Genomic DNA, 24,017 nt, shown 5'->3' on the forward strand with positions numbered 1-24,017 from the left:
AGACGCGTTGGCGGCCAGCATAACGCCGCGTTGCACGGGCGAGGCCGGGCAGATCAAATCGGCGCCTGGCTGCCGCGCAGCCGTGGGGGTGTGGATCAGGCCGCGACCGGTTCCGCGAAAGCCGCCAGGGCTGGGTGGGCGGCGCGTGCGACGAACTCGATCACGCGGTAGCGCACCACGCCGGCCAGCACGAAGGGGTCGCGCTCCATCATCACATCCACCTCGGCGTGGGTTCGCACGCAGGCGACGATGACACCGCCCTCGCGCGGCACTTGCGGGCCGGACAACAACAGCCGCCCGGCGGCGTACTGTTCCGCCAGATGCGTGCGGTGCGCGTCGACATGGCGGTCGATCTCTGCGGCCGGTGCGACGTAGTCGAGCAGGATCAGGAACATCGCCTCAGGTCCTCAGCTGATTGATCGAGACCAGTGGCTCGAAGAAGTCGACCTCGGGCGCCACGGCGCAGAGTTCCGGCACGCGTTCGAGCAGGCGTTTCAGGTACGGCGTGGCCATGTGTGCGTCAACGGCGCCCTGATCCGCATAGCGCTCGTAGAAGTAGAAGCGTCCGGGTGACGTAGGGCTGCGATGCAGCGTGTATTCGATGGCACCAGGCTCCAGCGCGACGTGGCGGACGAGTTCGCGCAGCGCGGTTTCTAGTTCGGCTTCGCGGCCGGGGTGGGCTTCGAACAGGGCGGTGACGACGGTCATGTGTGCTCCTTGGTACCAGCGCCGGAGCAGGTGGGCGCTCCGTCTCAACGCGGCAGGGGCACCTTATCGGGCGTGAAGATCGGCGGATTGTAAAAATGCGCCGTCGGTGTCGTCGTTTGCAGGAAGCGCGCCGGTGCACGGCCGACGAAGCCCTGGAAATCGTGGATGAAGTGCGCCTGGTCGTAGTAGCCGTGGTCGAGCGCCGCGGCGAGGTAATCGCCGTCGCCGCCTAGCAGCAGATCGCGCACCGTAAGATGGAAGCGCGCGGTGCGATGGAAGGCCTTGGGCGTCAGTCCGATCTCCTCGCGGAACACGCGCTCGAAGTGACGCCGGCTCATGCCCAACTGCTCGGCCAGCGCGTCGATGCGGACCTCGCGGTGGCGGTAGTACAGCGCACGCACCGCCAGTTCGATCGCCGGCTGCCGCTTGCCGTAGCGGGTCAGGCAGGTGAGCAGCCAATCCTGCAGCAGCGCGATGCGTGTGTCGGTATCGGGCGCCAGCGCCACGCGCTCGGCGATTGCGGCGCCCTCGGCGCCCCAGATGTCGGCGGCCGGGATCGCGTCGTCGCCAAGCGCCAGTGCCGGCAGCGGGCAGAAATGCCGAAGCGCGCCGGAGCGCAGGCGTATCGATACAAAACCCACATCGCCTTGCACCACTGGCTGATGCGGCGCACGCCGCGCACACAGCAGGTAGGCTGCGCCGAGATCGCGCCGACCGCGCACGCCGTCGATCGCCATCGGCGCGCGGTAATGGAACATCAGCTCTGCCCCGGTGCCCGGCAACAGCAGCGGCATCGTCGGCGCGCACGCGCTCTCCCAGCCCCACAGTCGGTCAACGTAGGGCTGCAAGGCGGGGCGGGGGATGACGAAGTAGCGATGCACGCGGGCGCCTCCGAAGTCAGCCCGATTCTATCGCTGCAGTGTTGAAAGCCCGCGACGTGACGGGGGCCGGGCGGGGGATCTTGCACTTCGCGGCGCGAGGCGAGCATTAGTGCGATTGCTAAACAAATGACGTCCGCATCGACGACCTGCGCTGGCTCAATTGCAGGCGACCTGGCGACCGGTACGGTGGCGACTTTCACACGTTTTGTGCTGCGCCAGTGCGGCACCCACCCTACGAGGAGCCCCCCAATGCTGCCCCCCGTTCGACATCTGCTGTTCGCCACCTCGTTCAGCCTTGCCGTCTTCGCCGGCACCGTGCAGGCCGCCGAAGCCCCCGGCATCACCGACAAGGAAATCGTGATCGGTCAGACCGCCGCACAGACCGGCCCCGCCGCAGATTTGGGGCACGACGTGCGTCTTGGCATCGAGGCCTACTTCAAGGAGATCAATGCGAAGGGTGGCGTGCACGGGCGGCAGTTGCGGCTTGTGTCGCTGGACGACGGTTACGACCCGGAACGCGCCGCCGCCAACGCGAAGCAGCTGATCGAAAAGGACAAGGTCTTTGCGATGCTCGGCAACGTCGGCACCGCCACCGGGCTGGCGGTGCTGCCGGTGATGAACGAAGCCAAGGTGCCGCTGGTTGGCCCCTACTCGGGTGCCGAATCACTGCGCGGCCCGGACAGCGGGCTGATCTTCCATGTGCGCGCCAGCTATTCGGATGAAGCGCAGGCGATCATCAAGTCGATTGCGAATCCGGCTGGGCGGCGCCTTGCAGTGCTGTACCAGAACGATGCCTTCGGAAAATCCGGCCTCGCCGATGTGGAGCGCGAGCTCAAGCGGCTCAATGTGGCGCTGGTTGCCAAGGCACCGGTGGAGCGTAACTCGACCGACGTCGCCGCGGCCGTGGACGCGATCAACAAGGCCAACGCCGACGGCGTGATCATGATGAGCGCCTACAAATCCAGTGCTGCCTTCGTGCGCGAACTGCGCCGCCGCGATCCGCAATCCTTCACGCAGTTCTGGGCGGTCTCCTTCGTCGGCGGCAAGGCGCTCGCGAGCGAGCTGGGCGCGGATGGCCGTGGCGTGGCGGTGTCGCAAGTCGTGCCCTTCCCGTGGGGCGATGTGCTGCCGGTGGTGCGCGAGCACGCCAAGGCGCTACCGGCCGATGCAGTTTCGTTCGCGACGCTGGAGGGCTACATCGACGCCAAGGTGCTGGTCGAAGGCCTCAAACGCGCCGGCAAGAATCCGACTCGCGACGGCCTGGTGCAAGCACTCGCCAGCGCCGGTAAGCTGGACGTTGGCGGCTTCGCGGTGCAGTTCTCGCCGACGGACCACAAGGGCTCGCGCTATGTGGATCTGACCATGATCGGGAAGGGCGGCTTCATCCATTGAGCGTTGCCAACGCGGGCGCCGGGCTTTGGCGGATAATCCGGCGCCACAAGGCGGTCGCAAAAGGCCGCCGCCACTTTCTCCAGGATGCACCGATGCCGCGCCGCCTTTGTCCGATACCTGCCTTGCTCTTCGCCTGCGTGACCGCCGCGGCGGACGCTGCGCCGCTCAAGATCCTGGGCTTCGACGATATGAGTTGCGCTGCATGGAATGCCGCCAAGGGCGACGCCGACGTCCGCGCCCAGCAGCTGGCCTGGGTGCGCGGTTTCCTGAGCGGCCACAACTACGCGCGGCAGAGCCAGCAGGTGTCTGAAGTCTCGAATGGCACGGTGGAGACCTTCGTGAATCGCTACTGCAGCGAGAAGGCGCGCGGCAACTTCGCCGAGGCCGCCCAGCGCATGAGCGATCAGTATTCGGGTCGCAACACAGCGATCACCAAATGAAAAAGGCCGCGTGAGCGGCCTTTCTCTTCTGCGTGGTTGGTTCAGAGCTTCGGAATCCGGATCCGGCTGATCATCAGCGAACCGGAGATCGCGAACATCAGCACCAGCGGATGCAGCTGGAAGCCGGCGATCTTGACCACGCCGCCCCACATTGCGTCGCCCAGCGCGTCGTTGGCAGCGGCAATGGCCAGCACTGCGACGAGAGCAAATGAAGTCGGGATCGGCGTGCCTTCGAAGTACTTCACCTTGCCCGAATCGTCGGCCAGCTCTTCCGCGGTGACGTTGTAGCGTGCGAGGCGCGACACGCCGCAGGCGACGAAGAAGACCAGGATGATTCGGTCGTAGAGCCCTTGCATGCCGGCGGCGTAGGCGATCGCGGCGGGCGCAACGCCGAACGAGATCACATCCGCCAGCGAATCGAGCTCGCGCCCCATTGCCGAACTCTTCTGCCGCCAGCGCGCGATGCGGCCGTCGAGCACGTCGAATACCAGCGCAAGCGGGATCAGCGCGCAGGCAAAGTAGAAGTGCTTCACGTCCTGCAACTGCAGGAAGCTCATCACCGCAAACAGCGCACCGACACCGCAGAAGGCGTTGCCGAGCGTGAACCAGTCCGCGAGGTGGAACTCGCGGATCATCGAGAACGGTTTGGGTTTGTTCATCGCAGAGCCTTGCGCCGCTCAGCGCGGCAGTTGGGATTCGGCATACAGCGCCGCGCCCACGATGCCCGCCTGGTTGAGAAAGCTCGCGGCCACCACTGGCGCCCGCACGGTGATCTGTGCGGCGTATTTTTCGAGCTTCGCGCTCGCGCCGCCGCCGAGGATCACCAGATCAGGCCAGAACAGCGCTTCCATGGTCGTCAGGTAGCGGTTGAAGCGCTCGCCCCATTGCTTCCACTTCAGGCCCTCGGCGTCGCGCACCGCTTCGGACGCGTAGTGCTCGGCTTCCATGCCGTTCTTCAGGTAGATGTGGCCCAGCTCGGTGTTCGGAAGCAGTTGGCCATTGGTGAAGAAGGCGGTGCCAAGGCCCGTGCCGATCGTCACGATCAGCACCACGCCGCGGTGGTCCTTGCCGGCGCCAAAGCGCATCTCGGCCATGCCGGCAACGTCGGCATCGTTGGCGACGAAGCAGGGGCAGCCGGTCTGCTCGGAGAAATAATCGGCGACCGACAGCCCGATGAAGGCCGTGTCGATATTCGCGGCGGTGCGCGCGATGCCATGCTGGATCGCTGCCGGGAAGCCGATGCCGACCGGCCCGGTCCACCCATGCTGCTGGACCAGCTCGCGCAGCGTCAGGCCCACCGCTTCGGGCGTGGCCGGCTGCGGTGTCTGGATACGGATTCGTTCGGTCAGCAATTCACCGGTTTCGGTGTCGACGATGGCGCCCTTGATGCCGGATCCGCCGACATCCACTCCCAGGATCTTCAAGGTGGTTTCCCCAAGTCTTTTCGCGGCTGCTGCCGCACCGCTGGCGATTATCGCCGACACAGCCCCTTGCGCGTGCATCGTTCAGATCAAGGATTGCGGCTCGGGCGGAACGGCCGTGCCGTGCTGGCAGGCACGTAGAATCGCCCCACGTAACCCGCTGGCCCGTTCATGCACCGTCTGCTACTGATTCCCGCCCGTATCGCCGCACGTCTGCGCCAGGATGAGTTGTTGCTGATCCTGCTGCTCTTGTGTGTCGGTTTTACGCTGCTTCACCCTTCCGCGGTCACCAGCTATCCGCAGCTGGTGGATTGGCCGACCATTGCTGCCCTTGCGGGCCTGCTGCTGCTGACCACCGGACTGGAGGAGAGCGGCTTCCTGCAGCATGCCGCCTTCCATGTGGTGACCCGCATGCACACCGAGCGCCACCTTGCGCTGCTGCTGGTGGGCGTGTCGGCGCTGCTCGCCACGGTGCTGACGAACGATATTGCACTCTTCATTGTGGTGCCGCTGACCCTGGGCCTGCATGGCATGGCCCAGCTACCCACCGCACGGCTGGTGATCTTCGAAGCGCTTGCGGTGAACGCCGGCTCGGTGCTGACTCCCATGGGCAACCCGCAGAACCTGTTCCTCTGGCATCGTTCCGGCGAGTCGTTCGGGCGCTTTGTCGCCGAAATGGCGCCCCTGGCTGCAATCCTGCTCGGCACCTTGGCGCTGTTCACAGTTGTCGCCTTCCCGCCCCGCCGCATCGACACGCACGAAGACATCGCACCGCCGCCGCTCGCGCGCCGCTTGCTGTGGGTGAGTCTCGCGCTGTACCCGGTGTTTCTGTTGCTGCTCGATGCGCACCAGCCCTGGCTTGGTCTCGCCCTGGTGGGCGCGGTGTTCCTCGTTGCGTTTCGCGCCGTGGTGCGCGAAGTGGATTGGGCCCTGATCGTGGTGTTCATGTTGATGTTCATCGATCTGCGCCTGATTGCCGAACTGCCAGCGGTCCGCGACGCGGTCGCCGCGATCGGCCTGCACGACCCGCAGCGGCTGTACGCGGCCGGCGTGCTGGCCTCACAGCTGATCAGCAACGTGCCGGCAGCGATCCTGCTCGCCGAGCATTCGGATCAGTGGCGCGTGATCGCCTGGGCGGTAAATGTCGGCGGTTTCGGCTTCCTGATCGGTTCGCTCGCGAACCTGATCGCCTTGCGCCTGCTGGGCGACCGTCGCGCCTGGCTGGGCTTCCACTTCTGGTCGCTGCCCTTTCTGGCCGTGGTCGCCACCCTGGTTTGGCTGTGGCTGTTCGTCGCACGGGGCGGCGCATGAGCGCATGGCGTTGCGCCTTGGTGGCGCTGTTCATCTCGGTGTCGCTGCCGGCGAGCGCGATTCTCGGCGGCTTGCCCGATGGCGATGCGCCGGACTCGCCGGAGCGTCGGGTCGATCCCGATGGTTGCGAATCGCCCTGGGCTGGTGTGGTGAGCGTGCTGATCGGCAATGGCGTGTTCTCCGGCGTCGTCGTGGGCGATCGCTGGGTGCTCACCGCCGGCCATGTGGCCGCTGGGCGGCGCCTGAGCCCCGGTGACGTGCGTGTGCGGGTGCCCTGCGGCCCGCTCACCGAGGGCGTGCTTGAAGTCGTGCCGCATCCCGGATTCACCGGCTACAAGTCCGACCGCATCAACCTCGATGATCTGGCCTTGCTGAGGCTGCGCGAGCCGCTCCCCGAGGCCGTGCCGCGCTATCCGCTGTTCGATCGCCCGCCGGCGCGCGGCATTGTGCTGACGCTGGTTGGCTACGGTGGTGGCGGCAACCCGCGCGATGGTGTCACGGTCGGCGCGCGCGCCGACACCAAACGGGTTGGCGAGAATGTGCTGGACGATTGGGTGAGCCGCCCGGGCCAGGGCCCTGCCGCCTACGTGTGGGATTTCGACGGCCCCGACCCGGCCAGCAGCTTGCTCGGAGGCCCCAGCCTCGGCAGCCGCCGCGAGGCCACCGTGGCGAGCGGCGACTCCGGCAGCCCGGCCTTCGTGCGCGACGGCGAGCACTGGTCATTGGTCGGCATCAACACCTTCCAGATCCAACTGCCCGCGAAGCCGCCGAAGATCTCGGTGCCTCCGCCTCACTTCGGTTCAGGCGGCGGAGGCATGCTGATCGCGCCCTATGCGGCGTGGATTCGCAGCGTAATCGACGCGGCGCGCTGACATGCCCGTGCGTTTGCGGCGCCAGCAGAGCGGAAGCCACGTCGCGGCGCTGCTGCGGTACCTGCCAAAAAAAGAGCACCGCTGATCGGTGCTCTTTTGTCGTCTGCGCGTAGCGCTTCAGCGCATGCGACGGCGCCGTGCGGCCGCTCCGACCAAGCCCAAGCCGGCGAGCAGCATCGCGTACGTCTCGGGTTCCGGCACCGCATGCACCGCGGTCAGCGTGAACTGCACGTCGCCACCGGTGCGCACGGCATCAAAGGTGTAGGTGTCGGAATGCGCACCCGCATGCGCGAGCAGCGACGTGGTGCTGCCGCTGAAGCTCGATACGTTGCTTTGCACCCAGACGTAATGGAAGGCATCGCCGGTACCCGCGTCGCCGCTGTGCGGGGCGCTCACGTGCTGCGCATCCAGCGTGGCGGCGAGCATCGCAAACGACCCCAGATCTGGCACCGATACCGATTTGGTGTAGGAGGCGAGGCTGACATTCCAGTTCACCAGCTTGGGTGTGGAGAACAGATTCAGCGTCGAACTCGCGTTGAGCAGATCCCAGGTCCACTGTACTTTCAGATCGGTCGCGGTGTCGGTGATCACCGTCGGCGTCAGATCAAGCGCCAGCGACGCGGGCAGCGCAGAGGGTTTGCTTGCGGCAGCAAAGGCGTGCGCATTGCCCGCCGCAAGGGTGGCCAGGGACACGGCCATGGAGAGAACGATCGGCTTCAAACGCATGCATGACTCCCGGAGAGGGCATGCGGACAGGGTTTGCTGCGCATGCCGGATTCAGACTGGGTGTCGCCGGGGTTTGTGGCCCGCGGCGACGCTGCGCTGCACAAGCAGAAACAGTGCCAATGCGCTGCATGGTGGGCCGACGGGCCGCCGACGATGCGGTGATTGATCGGGCGTCGGACGATCAAATCAAGCATTGGCGCGGTTTTCGGGTGATCTAACCTGGCGCGGTGATGGCTGCGAAAGCGGGCACTTCCGCTATGGTCGGCGCAAGAACACGCCGGGCGCGCTGTAAATTGGGTCGACACCACGTCTGAGGTGCCGCCTCCGCAGTCTGCCCGGTTGTCTATCCAGGCGACTTTGCACGCGATAAACGTCGTCGACTTCGCCGCCGATGACGGGCTGCCGGTGGTATTCGGTTCCTCGGCGATGCGGTGAGGCAGTCGATCAGCGCGTCCGACACGCAAACTGGAACAACTACGCAGCGTTGGCATGAAGTCTTAACCTTCGCGCAAATCGCATTGGCATACTTGTCGTCCCCCAATCGTTGGAGTGACGCGATGCCGTCCATTCGTCGCAGGAAGTTCCTGAAGTCTGTCAGCGCGGCCCTTGGCGCCGCACCGCTTCTTGGCGCATGCGGCGGTGGGGGCGGTGGCGGCGAGCCCGCGAGCAATGCACGGGAATGCACGGTGACAGGAGTTCCAAGCAGTAAGCCGCCCCTGCTGCCGAGCGGGCCGGCGCTGCCGGCGATCTCGAATACCGCCCTGCCACGGTTGCGCGGCGCGCACCTGAATGAATACGCTGACTGGACCGATCCGCATTACTCAGGCTGGATTCAGCTTCCCCAATTGCCTGCATGGGGCGCGAACGTGCTTCGTGTGTTTCTCTGCCCCTTCGACCAGACCGGCGCGCCGTATTTGCCAGGTAGCCCGTTGAAGGACCGGCTTGCTGCGTCGCTCGCGTCACGTCAGCCGGTCATCGAATGGTGTCTTTCGAACAATGTCCATGTGATGCTGTGCTTCAGCAGTTTCCTGATTTGGCCGGTATCCCGGAACTGGCCCGAAGACGACGGCCGTTCGCTGTGGCGAGACGCCAGCGCGCAGTCCGAACTGATAGCCGCGTGGGCCGCATTGGCCGAGCGTTTCAAAGGTCGCCCCGGTCTGATCTTCGAGATCCTCAACGAGCCTCAACCGCATTACCCTGGCAGCCCGAACGGTGACGAGCGCCTGCCCGCGGGGGCCTTGAACAAGCTCTATCCTCCGGTCATCGAGGCGATCCGAGCGGTCGATCCTGAGCGCTGGGTCGCCATCGGGCCAGAGTGGAATTTCGCCGACTATATCGACGAACTTGCGCCAATTGCCGATCCGCGACTGCTATACGCCGTCCACTTCTACACGCCAAGCTCGGTGACCCACCAAGGGATCGCGGACCCGTCAACCGCCGGGACAGTCCACTATCCGACATCCGGTGGCCAATTCGAGACGGCCCTCAACAAGGCGACGCTGGAGGCTGCGCTGAAACCGGCGCTGGATTACCAGGCTGCGCATGGCGTGAGAATCGCGGTCACCGAATTCGGATGCAGCAAGACGGCACCCGCTGAGACGCGGCTTGCGTGGACGACCGACGTTTACAGCCTTTTCGAAGCATGGGGCTGGGATTCGGTGATATTCCGCTACGAGGCCGGGATGTGGCCTGCGTGCTTTCGCCAAAGCTGGGCGCTCGAGAATTCGGAGATCGAGGGGCTCTGCCGAAGCATCTTCGCGCGTAATCTGCCGACGGCTTAGGGTTTAGTCAGGGCAGGTGCGCGTCGTCGTGCAGTGTCGTACAAGACGGGCGCGTCCTGCCGACGTGCGAACGAAAACGGCCGCTTGCGCGGCCGTCGACGGTACTGCGCGAGAAGCCGGCGTTCAGAACGCTGGCACCACCGCGCCCTTGTACTTCTCTTCGATGAACTTCTTCACCGCCGGCGTGCGCAACGCGGCGACGAGCTTCTTCAAGGCTGCATTGTTCTCGTTGCCGGCACGTACGACGAGGATGTTGGCGTAGGCCGATTCGCCGCCTTCAATTGCGAGCGCGTCGCGCGTCGGTACGAGGCCGGCTTCCAGGGCGTAGTTGGTGTTGATCGCGGCGAGGTCCACCTGGTCGATCACGCGCGGCAGCGTCGCGGCTTCGAGTTCGCGGAACTTGAGCTTCTTCGGGTTGCTCGCGATGTCCTTCGCAGTGGCTTGCAGGTTCTTCGGATCTTTGAGCTTGATCAGGCCGGCCTTCTCAAGCAGCAGCAGGGCGCGCCCGCCGTTGGTCGGATCGTTCGGAATCGCCACCGTGGCGCCTTCCTTGACGTCTTGCAGAGACTTCACCTTGCGGCTGTAAACGCCGAAGGGCTCGACATGCACCGCGGCGATCGATACGAGGTGCGTGCCTTTCTCCTTGTTGAAGCTGTTCAGGTAGGGCTGATGCTGGAAGAAGTTGGCGTCGAGGCGCTTTTCTTCGACCTGCACGTTCGGTTGCACGTAGTCGGTGAATACCTTGATATCGAGCTCGACACCTTGCTTGGCCAGTTCGGGCTTGATGAACTGGAGGATTTCGGCGTGCGGTACCGGCGTCGCGGCGACGGTGAGCTTGTCGGCGGCGGAGGCGTTCAGGGCAAGCGCGGCGAGCAGGCCGGCGGCGAGGGAGGGGATGATTTTCTTCATTACGCGTTCCTGCAATTCGGACGAAATAACAAGGCCCGGGCAGTGCCGGGCCGGTGTGTTGATGATCCTTGCCGTGGCAGGCAGGGTCAATGGTCAGCTTGGAATGAGGAAATCAGAATTCGTGATTAGGACGAAGCGATATCGGCTCACTTGCGGCTGAAGTGGTGCACCAGCCGGTCGCCGGCCATTTGCAGCACTTGCACGAGGATCAACAGCAGCAAGACGGTGACCACCATCACGTCGGTGCGGAAGCGCTGATAGCCGAAGCGTACCGCGAGGTCGCCAAGACCACCGCCGCCGATGACGCCGGACATCGCGGTGTAGGCGACCAGCGTGATCGCGGTGACGGTCAGCGCAGCGATGATGCCCGGCAGGGCTTCCGGGAGCAGCGCCCACAGCACGATCTGCCGAGTACTGGCACCGCTGGCGAGCATCGCCTCGACAATGCCGCGGTCCACCTCGCGCAGCGATGTTTCGACCAGACGCGCGAAGAAGGGCGTGGTTGCAACGACGAGCGGCGGAATGGCCCCGGCAACACCTAAGGAGGTGCCGGTGATCTTCACCGTGATCGGGATCATCAGGATCAGCAGGATGATGAAGGGCAGCGAGCGCAGCACGTTCACCGCGAAGGACAGCGCACCGTAGACCGCCGGTTGACGCAGCAGCTGGCGCGGACCGGTGAGGAACAGCAGCACGCCCAGCGGCAGGCCGGCCAGCGCGGTGAACAGCAGCGACGCGCCAAGCATGATCAGCGTATCGAGCGAGGCGGTGCCGATCTCGGGCCAGTCGATCGCCAGGATGATTTCAAGCAGGGCCTGCATCATTGGCCTCCTTCGGCCGTTGCCGTAGCGCGCAGGGTTTCCACATGGACGCCGCGCCCGGCGAGTTGAGCGAGCGCCGCATCGACCGCGGCGGGATCGCCGTCCAGCGCGAGCGTCAGCTGGCCGCAGGGGGTGTGTTTGATGCGTTCAACGCGGCCAAAAAGGATCGAGAAATCCACGCCGTGCTCGCGCGCGACGCTGGCGAGCAGCGGCGCGTAGACCTGTTCGCCGACGAAACTCAGGCGCACGATGCGCCCGCCCACATGGGCGAAGTTGTCGTGTTCTTCGTCCGCGTCGAGGTGCTCGGATTCCTGCACGAAGCGGCGCGTTGTCGGGTGCTTCGGATGCAGGAAAACGTCGGTCACCGGCCCTTGCTCGACAACTTCGCCGCCGTCGAGAACCGCTACGTGGTCACAGATCGCGCGCACCACGTCCATCTCGTGGGTGATCAGCACGATGGTGAGCCCGAGGCGTTCGTTGATCTGCAGGAGCAGGTCCAGCACCGAACGGGTGGTCTGCGGGTCAAGCGCGCTGGTGGCCTCGTCGCACAGCAGCAGCTTCGGTTCGTTGGCGAGCGCGCGCGCAATGCCAACGCGCTGCTTCTGCCCGCCCGAGAGCTGCGAGGGGTATTTGTCGCCCTGGTCGGCGAGGCCCACCAGATCAAGCAGTTCGGCGACGCGTGCGGCGATCTGTGCCTTGTCGCGCACGCCTGCGATGCGCAAGGGCATCGCGACGTTCTGTGCAACGGTGCGCGAGCCGAGCAGGTTGAAGTGCTGGAAGATCATGCCGACACGCTGGCGTAGCTGGCGAAGGCCCGCATCGTCGAGCGCCGTGATGTCGTCGCCGGCCAGTTCAATGCGGCCGCTGCTCGGCGATTCGAGCCGGTTCAGCAGCCGGATCAGTGTGGATTTGCCCGCGCCCGAATGACCGATGATGCCGAAGATTTCGCCTGCGGCGATACTCAGGTTCACGTCGCGCAGGGCGTGGATGTCGCGATTGCCGGCCCGATAGATCTTGCCGACCGCTTGCAGTTGGATCATGCGCTCCTCGCTTGGCTTGCCCCGGCGCAAAAACGAAAAACCCGCAGAGCAAGGCTGTGCGGGCGGCCGGTAGCTTCGTGGGCGAGGCGGGAACTACCTCTTCGCGGTGGATTGCCCGGCAGACGTCTGACGGATCCGGCGTTGAGGCTGGCAGGCCTGCCGCGCCACGGCAAAGCGCAAGTATACCAAGTTCGCGCAGGCCCAGCCGGCGCCCAAGGGCGACCAACTCCGGGCCCGGATTCGCCCGGGCGCGGCGGTGTCGTTCTGACCCAAGTCATGCCTGCGAACGATGCAGGATGACAAGTTCATCGGTCGAACCTAGAGTGCCGGGGCGCCGTCGGCCTGCAAGGTGCGGCGCTTCCCCCCAACTCGCCGGGTCAAGACCGATGATCGTTTTCCGCCGCGCGCTGCGCCAGCTTTGCCTTGTCCTTACCGTTTCGCTGTTGGCCGCATGCGGCGGCGGCGACTCCACGCCGGTGGATCCGGCGACCCAGCCGACGCGCGATACCAGCCTGCGCATCGAGTCTGCCGGCAACCAGGTCAACTACCCGATTCACGTCTACCTGCCACCCGGCTATGCGACGAGTACCAAAACCTACCCGGTGCTCTACACGATGGATGCGGAGTGGTCGTTCCTGCCGCTGAGCACCGAGCTCTTCGAGCAGCATAAAGAGGTGATCGTGATTTCGATCGGCAACTCCGATGGCCAAGCCACAGGCCAGCGCTGGATCGACTATCAGATGCCGGGCGCTGCGGCGCACTACCGCTTCCTGACGCAGCAGGTGATTCCATACGTCGAGGCGCGCTACCGCATCGACCCCACGCGACGCACGCTGATCGGCCATTCGATGGGTGGGCTCTTTGCCGGCCTGGTGCTGCTGCTGGAAGACCCGGCGCACCGGTATTTCGCGAACTACATTTCCCAGGACGGCAGCTTCTGGGTGCAGGAGGATGTCGTCGCCGGCCTGGAGGCGGCCCTGGCGCAGCGCACCCAATCCGTGCCGGCGCGACTTTTCATCTTTTCCGCGTCGCAGGGTGACGGTAACCTGTCCACGGTTGAACCGTTCCGCGATCTCTTCGTTGCACGCAACTACCAGAACCTCGTGTATAGCTACGAGGCATTCCCGACGACGCATTCCGGCATGGTGATACCGTCGTTTCGTCGCGCGATCGCCGAGCTCTATCCCTGAGCCCGGTCCGCACTCAAGACCTTGCATCACTGCGTCGTTGAAGCCTTGGGCTGCGCTGCAGCCCGGTTTCATTTCGCCGCTGCACGATCGGGGGGCTCGGGATGTTGCTGCAAGCAGGTCACACGGATGACGCAAGGCGCGGGCGCTGGCCCAGCCGTGCGCTGGTCTGTGCGCTGCTGGCCGCGATGCCGATTCTGGCCGCCGCGGCGGGGCCTGCTTGTCGCAAGGTCGTCATTTCCGCTGATCCGAAGTACCCGCCGTTGCACTGGTACGACGGCACGACGCTGACCGGCGCCAGCGTCGAGATCGCGACGCGGGTGTTCACTCGCCTCGGCGTGCGCTGGGAGCTGCAATACCTGGGCCCGTGGCCGCGCGTGCTGAGCGCTGCGGAGCATGGCGATGTGGACGTCGTGACGACCTTGAAGGACACGCCTGAGCGGCGTGCCTTCCTCGAGTTCACCCAGCCGGTGCTGAACAACCCGATCGCGGTGTTTGTGAAGGTGGATTACCCGATCAACTACCTTGGCCGTGATTCGCTGATCGGCCGCAAAGGCGGGCTGACGCGCGGCAACCGCTTCGGTGAGGAAGCCGACCGTTTCATTCGCGAGCGTCTCGATGTGGAGGAGCTCAACGATCCGCTCACCGGCTTCCGCATGTTGATGGCGGGGCGTATCGACTATTTCATGACCGGCCTGCACGCCGGGCGCGCAACGCTGATCGAGGCCGGGCTCGAAGGCCGCATCGTTGCGCTGGCGCCGTATGTCGCCGAGACCGGCAACGCAATCGGCTTCGTACGTAACAGCCCATGCCGTGCGCTCGTGCCGGCGGCCAACCGTGTGTTGTCGGAGATGGCCGCACGTGGCGAGATCAAGCAGATTGTCGATCGCAACCTCGGGCGCTGGCGCCAGAACCCGGTGCTGCCGGAGGGCTGATCGACGCCGGGTTCGACAAAGGCGGGCGCTGTGGTGCCAATCGGTGCATGCTGGTCGACCATGCCCAGCAAACCGGCCGCACCATGATCGAATCCCTGTTGCTCAGCACCACGCCGATTGCCACCTTCTTCGGCAACCAGCGGCTCACCGGCGCAACCGGCTTCTTCTTTGAACGTAACGGTTGCAGCTATCTCGTCACCAGCCAGCATGTGCTGCTCGACGATGCCACCGGGCATCGGCCCGACCGCATCGAGTTCGAAGTCCATGTTGATGACAGCAACGTGGCCGCGGTGCACGTGATCAGCCTGTGGCTATACCGCGATGGCCTCTCGGTCTGGCATGTCGGCGACGACGCGGGCGGCGCGGTGGACATGGCAGCGATACCGCTCGACCCAGCCTGCTGGCCGCCTGGTTGCCGGCGCGCGGCCTTCGGCCCGCAGCATCTGGCGCAAAGTGCGCCGATCGAAGTCGGCGCCTCGGTGTTGATCGTTGGTTATCCGCTGGGCTTTCACGACACGCTGCATCACCTGCCGATTGTTCGACAAGGCGTCATCGCGTCGTCCTTCGGCCTTCGTTTTCAGGGTGTTGGCTATTTCCTGACCGATGCGCGCACGCATCGCGGCGCGAGCGGCGCGCCGGTCGTGATGCGCATCGAACACCCCTCGCCCGAGCAGGCGGCGCTGCCGTGGCAGCTCCTGGGCATCCACTCCTCGCGGCTCGACATGGGCGGACGCGACCGCGTCGAGGATGAAGCGCTGGGCCTCAATTGTGCGTGGTACGCCGACATGCTGATGGTCATCACCTAGGCCCTCGGGTAACGATTCCGTACGCGGCGGCGAGGCCGCGGCCGGTCTGGCGCAGTCCGGCGCTGGCGCGCAGAATGGCTGATCGTTTGCGCCGTGAGGTCGCCATGACCGCGCTACAGTCCCCCGCTCTGTACAAACTAGAACGCCTGCTGCGCCTGGCGCGAGAGCTGATGCAGGCGGCCGGGCAGGAGGGCGTATTCGAACTGGTCGGCGCCGCGATGCGCGAGCTCTTCGAACCCGACCGCGCGCTGATGATGGCGCCGGTGGGCGATGCAGTGCTGGCGCGCGAGTTCGACGCAAGCGGCGTGCCGCGCATCAAGGATGGCGATCCGCTGCTGCACTTTTGCGCCCAGCGGGCGATTGAACAAGGCCGCGCCCAGCTCGACCCGCCGGTGCCCGACGATGTGCGCGCCCGCGCGGCACTCGACGCACCGTTCCAGCTTTGCGCGGTGCCCTTCCCGGCGATCGAACCCAGTGGCGTGATCTGCCTGCTGTGGCGTCGGCGGCGCATCGGGCGCAGCAAGGAGCTTGCCGCCCTGCGCCACATCGGCGAGCTTGCGACCGCCGCCCTCATCAACGCCACCTTGCGGGACCAGCTCGAATGCCGCATCCGCGAGGGCTCCGAGAGCGCCGATCGCCTGGATCGCGCCCACGAAGCCGAGCTGACGCGGCGCAACCAATCCGAGCGCCTGCTGCACAGGTTGTCGGTGACCGATGTGATGACCGGTCTGCTGAACCGCCGGGGCTTCGATTTCTACGCGCAGCAAAGTCTTGTGCTGGCGCGTCAGCAGTGTCTGCCGGGCCTGCTGCTGTTTGCCGACATCAATGGCCTCAAGCAGGTGAACGATGAACTCGGGCACGAGCAGGGCGATGAGCTGATCCAGGATTGTGCCGGCATCCTGCGCGAGGCCTTCCGCAAGAGCGACGTCGTCGCGAGGCTGGGCGGCGACGAGTTTGCGGTCTTCAGCATCGACGACGAACTCCCCGACGGGGTGCGCGAGCGCGTGCAGCAGCGGGTGGCACGGTTCGTCGCCGAGCACCCGCGCCCGTATCCGGTCTCGATGAGTCTCGGCATCGTGCATAGCCCGTCTGGCAGCGAGCAGCCGCTGGCCGCGCTGGTCGCAGAGGCCGATGCGTTGATGTACGCGCAGAAGCGGCTCAGCCACGCGGTACGCGGCGCGCGCGACCCGCAGCGGGGCCGCTGATGCGCTTGGCGGCCCGCCACACGCGTCTTCGCTGAACGCGATCCCTCGCGCCACCTCATTCCGGCCGCGCGGCGCCTGATCCGCAGGCGTGCCGGACAATCCGCGCCGCCGTACTCAGGCGGTCGCGTCCGCGCGTTCCAGTTGGCGCTTGACCCTGTGGAAAAAGTTTTCTAAAGTGAATTGGAAAACTATTTCCAATCGCCATGAAACCAGCCCAAAACGCGTCACTCCGCCTGCCTCCGGGCGACGAAACCCGGACCGCGCTGATCCTCGCCGCCACCGAAATCTTCATCGACGAGGGCTTCCGCGCCGCGCGGGTGCAAGACATCGCGCAGCGCGCCGGGGTGCGCCTGTCGGCGATCAACTATCACTTTGGCGGGAAGGAAGGGCTTTACCGCGCGGTGTTGCAGCACCATGCGGAGCTCGCCTTGAGCCGCACACCGTTGCCGGCACCTGACCCGGCCCATCCGCGTGCAGCGTTTGAGGCTGCGGTGCGAACCCTGGTCCGCCGCTTCCTGGACCCGGCGGGCGAGAGCCGCATCGCGGCACTGTTGATGCGCGAGCTGGTGAACCCGACCGAGGCGCTGACGATGATGATCGAGCGCTTCACCCGCCCGCAGGCGCAGATGCTGCGGCCAATCATCGCGGCGGTGCTTGGGCCGCGTGCGAGCGACGAACAGCTGTCGCGCGCGATGCTCAGCGTGCTGAGCCAATGCATGGTCTACATCAGCGCGCGTCCCCTGATCCTGCAGGTCATGCCGGTCGCGCTGAGCGGCGATGACCTCGTCGAACGGGTTGCGCAGCATGTCACCGCCTTCAGCTGGGGCGGGCTCAACGCGCTGCGCGCCGAACTGGAGTCCGCCGAATGAGCGCCCGCGCCGCCCTGCTTGTCCTGGTTTCGTCTGCCTTGCTCTGCGCCTGTGGGCCAAGCGGCGAGAGGCCATTGCTCGGCTATGTCGAGATCGAACCGACGCGCGTTGCCGCGCAGCAGGCCGGTCGCCTGGTCAGCCTGTCGGTGCAGCGTGGTGGCGAAGTGGCCGCCGGTGCGCCGCTGTTTGCGCTGGATACCGAGCTCGAGCGCCCGGCCCTCGACGAGGCCGAAGCCCGCCGCGCGCAAAGCGACGCGCAGGCGCAGGATCTGGCGAGCGGCAAGCGGCCGGCCGAGCTCGATTCCTTCCGCGCTCGCGAGGCCGCCGCGCGTTCTGCGCTATCGCTGGCCGAGAGCGACCTTGCGCGCCAGCAATCGCTCTCTGCCCAGGGCTTCGTCAGCCCGATGAGCCTCGACAGCCTGCGCGAGCGGGTGCGCAGTGCGCGCGCGCAGCTCGACCAGGCCGCGGCCGACTTGCGCGCGGCCGAACTTGCCGGGCGCGAGGCACAGCGCGCCGCGGCAACGGCGGCGGTGAAAGTGGCCGAAGCCCAGCGCGCGCAGGCACAGACACGCTTGGCGCAGAAGCAGCTCGTAGCACCGGTTGCCGCACATGTTGAGGACACCTACTACCGCATCGGTGAATGGGTGCCGGCGGGTAGCCCAGTTGTCAGCCTGTTGCCGGCGGGCAGCACCAAGCTGCGTTTCTACATTCCGGAAGCCAGGCTCGCGGCGATGCGGCCGGGCCAGCGCATCCGCGTTCGCTGCGACGGTTGTGGCGAGGGCTTCACCGCGCGCGTCACCTGGGTCGCCAGCAGCGCGGAATACACACCGCCGGTGATCTACTCGAAGGACAACCGCGCCAAGTTGGTCTTCAAGGCCGAGGCGCAACCCGAACGCGCAGTCGCCCTGGCGCCGGGGCTGCCGGTCGACGTGTTGCCCGAGGCGGGCCAATGAACGATCTGATCGCGCCGCTCGACATTCCGCCCGAACAGCGTGCGGTGGATGTGGTTGGCCTCACCAAGCGCTTCGGCGACAAGACGGTGGTCGACCAACTGTCGATGCGGGTGCGCCGGGGTGAGGTGTTCGGCTTTCTCGGCCCCAACGGCAGCGGCAAGACGACCTCGATCCGCATGATGTGCGGCCTGCTGACACCCGACGCCGGCAGCGGCCACACGCTGGGTTACGACATCCTGCGCGAGGCGGCGGCGATCAAGCGCGAAGTCGGCTACATGACGCAGCGCTTCGGGCTCTACGAAGACCTGACGATCCGCGAGAACCTCGACTTCGTGGCCGGCGTGTACCAGATGGACCGCCGCCGCCAGCGGGTGGATACCGCGATTGAGCGCCTCGGCCTCGGTGGCCGTGCGAACCAGCTTGCCGGCGGGCTTTCCGGCGGTTGGAAGCAGCGCATGGCGCTGGCGGCGTGCATGCTGCACGAACCTAAACTGCTGCTGCTCGACGAGCCCACCGCCGGCGTCGACCCCAAGGCGCGACGCGACTTCTGGGAAGAGATCCACGCACTCGCCGCCGAAGGCATCACTGTGCTGGTGTCCACCCACTACATGGATGAGGCCGAGCGCTGCCACCGTCTCGGCTACATCGCCTACGGTCAGCTACTGGCGCTGGGCACGCCGGCTCAGCTTGTGGAACGCAGCGGGTTTGCGACCTGGCATGTGCGTGGCAACGATGTGTCGCCGCTGGCGGCACAGCTGCGCGGCGCACCCGGTGTCGACATGCTGACCCGCTTTGGCAACACGCTGCATGTCAGCGGCAGTGATGCGGCGGCGCTGGTCGCCGCGATCGCGCCGTGGCGCGACGAGCCGGCGTTCGAATGGTCGGCGGCGGCGCCGCAGCTGGAGGATGTGTTCATCCATCTGATGGGGCAGACGCGCGACAACTTCCAGGAGGCGCACTGACATGTTCGCCCTGCTGCGCGGCTTGTCGTTTGCGCGCCTGATCACCGTGATGCGCAAGGAATTCATCCAGCTGCGCCGTGACCGGCTGACCTTCGCGATGATGGTCGGCATACCGATCATCCAGCTGACGCTGTTCGGCTACGCAATCAACGGCGACCCCAAGCATCTGCCGATCGTGGTCGTGGCCGAGGAGCAGAGCGCATTTGCGCGCAGCCTGACCGCCGCGCTGACGGTGTCGGACTACTTCGACATCCTCAGCACCTCGGCCACGCAGGCCGACGCTGACCGCATGCTCGCCGAGGGCAGCGCACAGTTCGCGCTGGTGATCCCGCCAGATTTCTCGCGCAAGCTGATCCGCGGCGAACGCGCTCAGGTGCTGCTCGACGCGGATGCGACCGACCCAACGGCCACCGGCAACGCCATCGCCGCGCTCAACCAGCTGGCGCCCGGCGCGCTCGCGCGAGACCTGGGTGGCCCGCTGGCTTCGCACGCCGCCGCGCCACCGCCGTTCGACGTGGTGGTGCAGCGCCGCTACAACCCGGATGGGCTCACCGCGTGGAACGTCGTCCCCGGCCTGATGGGCGTGATCCTGACGATGACGATGATCATGATGACCGGGCTCGCGCTGACGCGTGAAGTCGAACGCGGCACGATGGAGAACCTGCTCGCCACGCCGGTACGGCCGGTAGAGGTGATGGTCGGCAAGATCCTGCCCTTCATCCTGATCGGCTTCGTGCAGGTGGTGCTGATCCTGATTGCCGCGCGATTGCTGTTCAACGTGCCGTTCATCGGCACCAAGCCGGTACTGCTGCTCGGCGTGCTGGTCTTCATCGCCGCCAACCTGGTCGTCGGCATCACGATCTCGAGCGTGGCGCGCAACCAGATGCAGGCGATGCAGATGACCTTCTTCTTCTTCCTGCCGTCGATCCTGCTGTCCGGCTTCATGTTCCCGTTCCGTGGCATGCCGGGCTGGGCGCAATTCATCGGCGAGGCGCTGCCACTGACCCATTTCCTGCGGTTGGCGCGTGGGGTGATGCTCAAGGGCAACGGTGTCGTCGAGATCTGGCCACACCTGTGGCCGCTGCTGTTGTTCATCACCGTCGTGCTGGCCATCGGGCTCAAACGCTTCCGCAAGACGCTGGACTGAGCGGGCACGCACCACGACGGGGCGCGTCCGGGCGATGCGCCGGATTGGTGCGCCGCCGCGTCGCCCCATCGTTTTCGCGCGCCGTAAGCGTGCATGAGCGGCCCTGGATGACCCGGAAAACCCATGTTTTCCGGTTGGCACAGTTCTCGCAAAGCCCCTGCTGCCGGCTCGCAACGCAGCGAGCCGTACGCGGAGGCGAGCATGGGAGCAAACGGGGCGTTCTTCGATGAGATGAACGGCGCGGCTGGCGAGACACGGCCGCATTACGAAGCCTTTGAGCGCTGGCTGGAGGCGACCGCGTCTTCACGCATCGAGCGCAAGCGGGTGCAGGCCGATGCGCTGTTCCGGCGCGTCGGCATTACCTTCGCCGTGTATGGCGAGGCGGCGGGGACAGAGCGGTTGATTCCGTTCGACCTGATTCCCCGCATCATTCCGGCTGCCGAATGGCAGCAGCTTTCCGCCGGCCTGTCGCAGCGGATCCGCACGCTCAACGCCTTCCTGCATGACATCTACCATGACCAGGAGATCCTCAAGGCCGGCGTGATTCCCTACGAGCAGGTGCTGCAGAACGCGCAGTACCGGCCCGAGATGAAGGGCGTGGACGTCGCTGGCGGCATTTATTCGCACATCTCCGGCGTCGACATCGTGCGTGCCGGCGCCGGCGAGTTCTACGTGTTGGAAGACAACCTGCGCGTGCCGTCCGGCGTCTCGTACATGATCGAAGACCGCCGCATGATGATGCGGCTCTTCCCCGACCTCTTTGCCACCCACCGCATCGCGCCGGTGGAGCACTACCCGGACCTGCTGCTCGATACGCTGCGCACCGTAGCGCCGAACGGCGTGTCGGACCCCACGGTGGTGCTGCTCACGCCCGGCAGCTACAACAGCGCCTACTTCGAGCACGCCTTCCTCGCGCAGCAGATGGGCATCGAGCTGGTCGAAGGGCGCGATCTCTTCGTCACGCACGAAGGCGTGTTCATGAGCACCACCCGCGGCCGCCGCAAGGTGGACGTGATCTACCGCCGCATCGACGACGACTTCCTCGATCCGCAGGCCTTCCGCAAGGATTCGATGCTCGGCGTGCCGGGCCTGTTTGCCGCCTATCGCGCCGGCAAGGTCACGCTCGCCAACGCGATCGGCACGGGCGTGGCGGACGACAAGTCGATCTACCCGTATGTGCCGGACATGGTGCGCTTCTACCTTGGCGAGAAGCCGCTGCTCAACAACGTCCCGACCTACATGCTGAGAAAGCCCGACGATCTGGCCTACACGCTCGATCACCTGGCCGAACTGGTGGTGAAGGAAGTGCACGGTGCCGGCGGCTACGGCATGCTGGTCGGGCCGGCATCGACCAAGGCGGAGATTGAAGCCTTCCGCCAGCGCATCATCGCCGCGCCGGAGAAGTACATCGCCCAGCCAACGCTCGCGCTGTCCACCTGCCCGACCTTCGTCGAATCCGGCATCGCGCCGCGCCATATCGACCTGCGGCCCTTTGTCCTTTCGGGCAGCGAGATCCGTTTCGTACCCGGCGGCCTCACGCGCGTCGCGCTGAAGGAAGGCTCGCTGGTGGTGAATTCCTCGCAGGGCGGGGGCACCAAGGACACCTGGGTACTGGAGGCCTGAAAACATGTTGTCCCGTACCGCAGACCACGTTTACTGGATGGCGCGCTACATGGAGCGCGCCGAAAACCTCGCGCGCATCCTCGATGTGCACCACCGCATGTCGCTGTTGCCGCAGAGCGCCGGCGAGATCGAACGGCAGTGGACCGCCACGCTCGACATCATGGGCATGCTGGGCGCCTACCGCGCACAACATGACGTGATCGACACCGACACGGTGATGCACTTCCTGATGTTCGACCGCGACAACCCGTCGAGCATCGTCTCCTGCCTGCGCGCGGCGCGCGAGAACGCGCACACCGTGCGTGGCACGCTGACTTCCGAGCTGTGGGAGGCCATCAACGCGACCTGGCTGAAGGTGAATGACTTCGCGCCTTCGCGCCTCGCCGAAACCGGCCCGACCGAGTTCTTCGACTGGGTCAAGTACCGCTCACACCTGTCGCGCGGCGTCACCGTCGGCACCATGCTGCGCGACGAGGCCTTCCACTTCACCCGGCTGGGCACCTTCATCGAGCGTGCGGACAACACGCTGCGCATCCTCGATGTGAAGTACCACCTGCTGCGTGGCGCCCACACACCGAACGATGCCGCGGTCGACTACTACCAGTGGAGCGCGCTGCTGCACTCGGTGTCGGCCTTCGAAATCTACCGCCGCGTGTATCGCGATCAGATCACGCCGAGCCGCGTTGCCGAGCTGCTGCTGCTGCGCCCGGACATGCCGCGCTCGCTCGCCTACTGCATGCGCGAGGTGTACGGCCTGCTGCAGGCGGTGGCGAACGGCCGTTCGGCCGAGACCCAGCGCCGCGCCGGCGAGTTCGAGGCGAGCCTGCGTTTCGGCCGCATCGAGGAACTGATGCGCGACGGTTTGCATCCCTACCTCGACAGCGCGCTGGAACGCATCCTCGATCTCGGCCAGCGCATCTCCGACGACTTCCTGGTTCCCGTTACCACCTGAGGAGGCTTGTCATGACCCGTTCGCACCCGAATCAGCCAACGCCCGACGCGCCTGCCACGCCACCCGCTGCGATGCTTGCGTTGTGGACCAATCCGCTCGAAGACACGCCCTACACACTGCAGGCCGAAGCCGGGCGCTTTGCGCCCGAGCCCTGGCAACTGACACCGGCCGAGCGCGGCGCGCCGCCCGGCTGATCCATGGTTCGCGGCGGCCCGCACGGTCGCCGCGAACAAGCGCTGGCCCCGCCCCGCAAGGGCGGCGACAATCCCGCCTTTCTGCGACCAAGCCTTTTCCCATGACCTACTGCGTCGGCATGCTCCTCGACGCCGGCATCGTGTGCCTGTCCGACTCGCGCACCAATGCCGGCGTTGATCACATCAACTCCTTCCGCAAACTCAACGTCTTCGAGCGCCCGGGCGAGCGGGTGATGGTATTGATGACAGCCGGCAACCTCGCGATCACGCAGGCGATCGTGACGATGCTCAACGAACGCCTCAGCAGCACCGAGGGCACCAGCCTGTGGAGCGTGCCCAACCTGTTCGAGGCGGCGCGCCATGTTGGCGACACGATTCGCGACGTGCACCGGCGCGACGCCGAATCGCTGCAGGCCTTCGGCATCGATTTTTCAGCCAGCCTGATCCTCGCCGGGCAGATTCGCGGCGAACGCCCGCGCTTGTTCAACATCTACGCCGCCGGCAACTTCATCGAGGCGACGCCCGAGACGCCGTACTTCCAGATCGGCGAATCGAAGTACGGCAAACCGATCATCGACCGCGTCATCACGCGCGGCACCTCGCTCGACGAAGCAACGAAGTGCGCGTTGATCTCGATGGATTCGACGATCCGCTCGAACCTGTCGGTCGGCCTGCCGCTCGATCTCGCGTTGATCCGCACCGACGAATGCCGCATCGCGCGCCACCGCTCGATCGAGTCGCAAGACCCGTACTTCAGCATCGTGCGCAGCGAATGGGGCCAGGCGCTGCGCGACGCCTTCAACGCGCTGCCCAACCCGGATTGGTCGCGCGACTGAGGCGCCTGCTGTCGCGGCGGCGCCACGCAATGTGCTGAGCCGATTG

26 protein-coding genes are annotated in these 24,017 nt (G+C 65.9%); 17 read left to right on the top strand and 9 right to left on the bottom strand.

All coding sequences use genetic code 11. The features are described from left to right. Positions 1-95 precede the first annotated feature (95 nt). From HH302_RS11135 to HH302_RS22610, 3 genes are read right to left on the bottom strand one after another with little or no spacing between them, the layout of a single operon-like run. Complete coding sequence (locus HH302_RS11135) at positions 96-395, bottom strand: YciI family protein (RefSeq protein ID WP_172202243.1); 300 nt, start codon at positions 393-395, stop codon at positions 96-98. 4 nt (positions 396-399) lie between these two features. After that, positions 400-708: a putative quinol monooxygenase gene (locus tag HH302_RS11140; protein WP_172202244.1), complete on the bottom strand. Its 309-nt coding sequence runs from the start codon at positions 706-708 to the stop codon at positions 400-402. A 44-nt stretch (positions 709-752) separates the two neighbouring features. After that, entirely contained in the window at positions 753-1,589 is an 837-nt protein-coding gene (locus HH302_RS22610; RefSeq protein WP_172202245.1) for a helix-turn-helix domain-containing protein, read from the bottom strand. Positions 1,590-1,838: 249 nt separating this feature from the next. Between HH302_RS22610 and HH302_RS11150 the strand changes: the two genes are divergently transcribed. Next, complete coding sequence (locus HH302_RS11150; RefSeq protein ID WP_172202246.1) at positions 1,839-2,981, top strand: ABC transporter substrate-binding protein; 1,143 nt, start codon at positions 1,839-1,841, stop codon at positions 2,979-2,981. 92 nt (positions 2,982-3,073) lie between these two features. Further along, the gene (locus HH302_RS11155) at positions 3,074-3,421 is read left to right on the top strand and encodes a hypothetical protein (protein ID WP_172202247.1); all 348 of its coding nucleotides are present in this window, start codon (positions 3,074-3,076) and stop codon (positions 3,419-3,421) included. A 41-nt stretch (positions 3,422-3,462) separates the two neighbouring features. On the opposite strand, the gene pssA is transcribed toward HH302_RS11155, so the two are convergent. Beyond that, positions 3,463-4,080: a CDP-diacylglycerol--serine O-phosphatidyltransferase gene (pssA, locus tag HH302_RS11160; protein WP_172202248.1), complete on the bottom strand. Its 618-nt coding sequence runs from the start codon at positions 4,078-4,080 to the stop codon at positions 3,463-3,465. 18 nt (positions 4,081-4,098) lie between these two features. After that, complete coding sequence (gene ppgK, locus HH302_RS11165; RefSeq protein WP_172202249.1) at positions 4,099-4,845, bottom strand: polyphosphate--glucose phosphotransferase; 747 nt, start codon at positions 4,843-4,845, stop codon at positions 4,099-4,101. A gap of 168 nt (positions 4,846-5,013) precedes the next feature. Here ppgK and HH302_RS11170 point away from each other — a divergent pair, with 168 nt between their 5' ends. Both HH302_RS11170 and HH302_RS11175 read left to right on the top strand, forming a co-directional pair. Next, complete coding sequence (locus HH302_RS11170; RefSeq protein ID WP_172202250.1) at positions 5,014-6,153, top strand: SLC13 family permease; 1,140 nt, start codon at positions 5,014-5,016, stop codon at positions 6,151-6,153. Next, positions 6,150-7,025, top strand: coding sequence for a trypsin-like serine protease (locus HH302_RS11175; protein WP_172202251.1), 876 nt, complete (start codon positions 6,150-6,152; stop codon positions 7,023-7,025). Before HH302_RS11170 ends, HH302_RS11175 begins: the two co-directional genes overlap by 4 nt. 117 nt (positions 7,026-7,142) lie before the next feature. Here HH302_RS11175 and HH302_RS22315 read toward each other — a convergent pair whose 3' ends face one another. Further along, positions 7,143-7,751: a PEPxxWA-CTERM sorting domain-containing protein gene (locus HH302_RS22315; protein ID WP_216661870.1), complete on the bottom strand. Its 609-nt coding sequence runs from the start codon at positions 7,749-7,751 to the stop codon at positions 7,143-7,145. A 557-nt stretch (positions 7,752-8,308) separates the two neighbouring features. On the opposite strand from HH302_RS22315, the gene HH302_RS11185 reads away from it, so the two are divergent. Then, positions 8,309-9,532, top strand: a complete 1,224-nt coding sequence (locus HH302_RS11185) for a glycoside hydrolase family 5 protein (protein WP_172202252.1) — start codon at positions 8,309-8,311, stop codon at positions 9,530-9,532. A 123-nt stretch (positions 9,533-9,655) separates the two neighbouring features. Here the strand turns inward: HH302_RS11185 and HH302_RS11190 are convergent, their stop codons facing one another. From HH302_RS11190 to HH302_RS11200, 3 genes are all read right to left on the bottom strand, one after another. Next, on the bottom strand, positions 9,656-10,441 hold the full coding sequence (locus HH302_RS11190; RefSeq protein ID WP_172202253.1) for a MetQ/NlpA family ABC transporter substrate-binding protein: 786 nt from the start codon (positions 10,439-10,441) through the stop codon (positions 9,656-9,658). Between the two features lie 146 nt (positions 10,442-10,587). Then, positions 10,588-11,265 (bottom strand): methionine ABC transporter permease, encoded by a 678-nt coding sequence (locus HH302_RS11195; protein WP_253946085.1) that lies wholly within the window; start codon positions 11,263-11,265, stop codon positions 10,588-10,590. Further along, positions 11,262-12,302 carry a methionine ABC transporter ATP-binding protein gene (locus HH302_RS11200; protein ID WP_172202254.1) on the bottom strand — a complete coding sequence of 347 codons (1,041 nt, stop codon included), beginning with the start codon at positions 12,300-12,302 and terminating at the stop codon, positions 11,262-11,264. The genes HH302_RS11195 and HH302_RS11200 overlap by 4 nt, the downstream gene beginning before the upstream one ends. A 386-nt stretch (positions 12,303-12,688) precedes the next feature. Here HH302_RS11200 and HH302_RS11205 point away from each other — a divergent pair, with 386 nt between their 5' ends. The 12 genes from HH302_RS11205 (at position 12,689) to HH302_RS11260 (ending at position 23,971) form a co-directional block, all read left to right on the top strand. Then, positions 12,689-13,492, top strand: coding sequence for an alpha/beta hydrolase-fold protein (locus tag HH302_RS11205; RefSeq protein ID WP_172202255.1), 804 nt, complete (start codon positions 12,689-12,691; stop codon positions 13,490-13,492). Between the two features lie 101 nt (positions 13,493-13,593). Then, entirely contained in the window at positions 13,594-14,424 is an 831-nt protein-coding gene (locus HH302_RS11210) for an ABC transporter substrate-binding protein (protein ID WP_172202256.1), read from the top strand. A gap of 47 nt (positions 14,425-14,471) precedes the next feature. Continuing rightward, the gene (locus tag HH302_RS11215) at positions 14,472-15,230 is read left to right on the top strand and encodes a serine protease (RefSeq protein ID WP_246479720.1); all 759 of its coding nucleotides are present in this window, start codon (positions 14,472-14,474) and stop codon (positions 15,228-15,230) included. A gap of 104 nt (positions 15,231-15,334) precedes the next feature. Then, positions 15,335-16,435, top strand: a complete 1,101-nt coding sequence (locus tag HH302_RS11220; protein WP_172202257.1) for a GGDEF domain-containing protein — start codon at positions 15,335-15,337, stop codon at positions 16,433-16,435. Positions 16,436-16,638: 203 nt separating this feature from the next. Next, entirely contained in the window at positions 16,639-17,304 is a 666-nt protein-coding gene (locus tag HH302_RS11225) for a CerR family C-terminal domain-containing protein (RefSeq protein WP_172202258.1), read from the top strand. Next, positions 17,301-18,257 carry an HlyD family secretion protein gene (locus HH302_RS11230; RefSeq protein ID WP_172202259.1) on the top strand — a complete coding sequence of 319 codons (957 nt, stop codon included), beginning with the start codon at positions 17,301-17,303 and terminating at the stop codon, positions 18,255-18,257. Before HH302_RS11225 ends, HH302_RS11230 begins: the two co-directional genes overlap by 4 nt. Next, on the top strand, positions 18,254-19,219 hold the full coding sequence (locus tag HH302_RS11235; protein ID WP_172202260.1) for an ABC transporter ATP-binding protein: 966 nt from the start codon (positions 18,254-18,256) through the stop codon (positions 19,217-19,219). Before HH302_RS11230 ends, HH302_RS11235 begins: the two co-directional genes overlap by 4 nt. 1 nt (position 19,220) lies before the next feature. Further along, complete coding sequence (locus HH302_RS11240) at positions 19,221-20,366, top strand: ABC transporter permease (protein ID WP_172202261.1); 1,146 nt, start codon at positions 19,221-19,223, stop codon at positions 20,364-20,366. 201 nt (positions 20,367-20,567) lie between these two features. Further along, positions 20,568-21,989 (top strand): circularly permuted type 2 ATP-grasp protein, encoded by a 1,422-nt coding sequence (locus tag HH302_RS11245; protein ID WP_172202262.1) that lies wholly within the window; start codon positions 20,568-20,570, stop codon positions 21,987-21,989. Between the two features lie 4 nt (positions 21,990-21,993). Continuing rightward, positions 21,994-22,941 carry an alpha-E domain-containing protein gene (locus HH302_RS11250; protein ID WP_172202263.1) on the top strand — a complete coding sequence of 316 codons (948 nt, stop codon included), beginning with the start codon at positions 21,994-21,996 and terminating at the stop codon, positions 22,939-22,941. An 11-nt stretch (positions 22,942-22,952) separates the two neighbouring features. Next, positions 22,953-23,135 (top strand): hypothetical protein, encoded by a 183-nt coding sequence (locus HH302_RS11255; RefSeq protein ID WP_172202264.1) that lies wholly within the window; start codon positions 22,953-22,955, stop codon positions 23,133-23,135. A gap of 101 nt (positions 23,136-23,236) precedes the next feature. Continuing rightward, the gene (locus HH302_RS11260) at positions 23,237-23,971 is read left to right on the top strand and encodes a proteasome-type protease (RefSeq protein WP_172202265.1); all 735 of its coding nucleotides are present in this window, start codon (positions 23,237-23,239) and stop codon (positions 23,969-23,971) included. The last annotated feature ends 46 nt before the right edge of the window (positions 23,972-24,017 follow it).

The sequence above is a fragment of the Niveibacterium sp. COAC-50 genome, from assembly GCF_013184235.1.
GTDB classification, from domain to species: domain Bacteria; phylum Pseudomonadota; class Gammaproteobacteria; order Burkholderiales; family Rhodocyclaceae; genus Niveibacterium; species Niveibacterium microcysteis.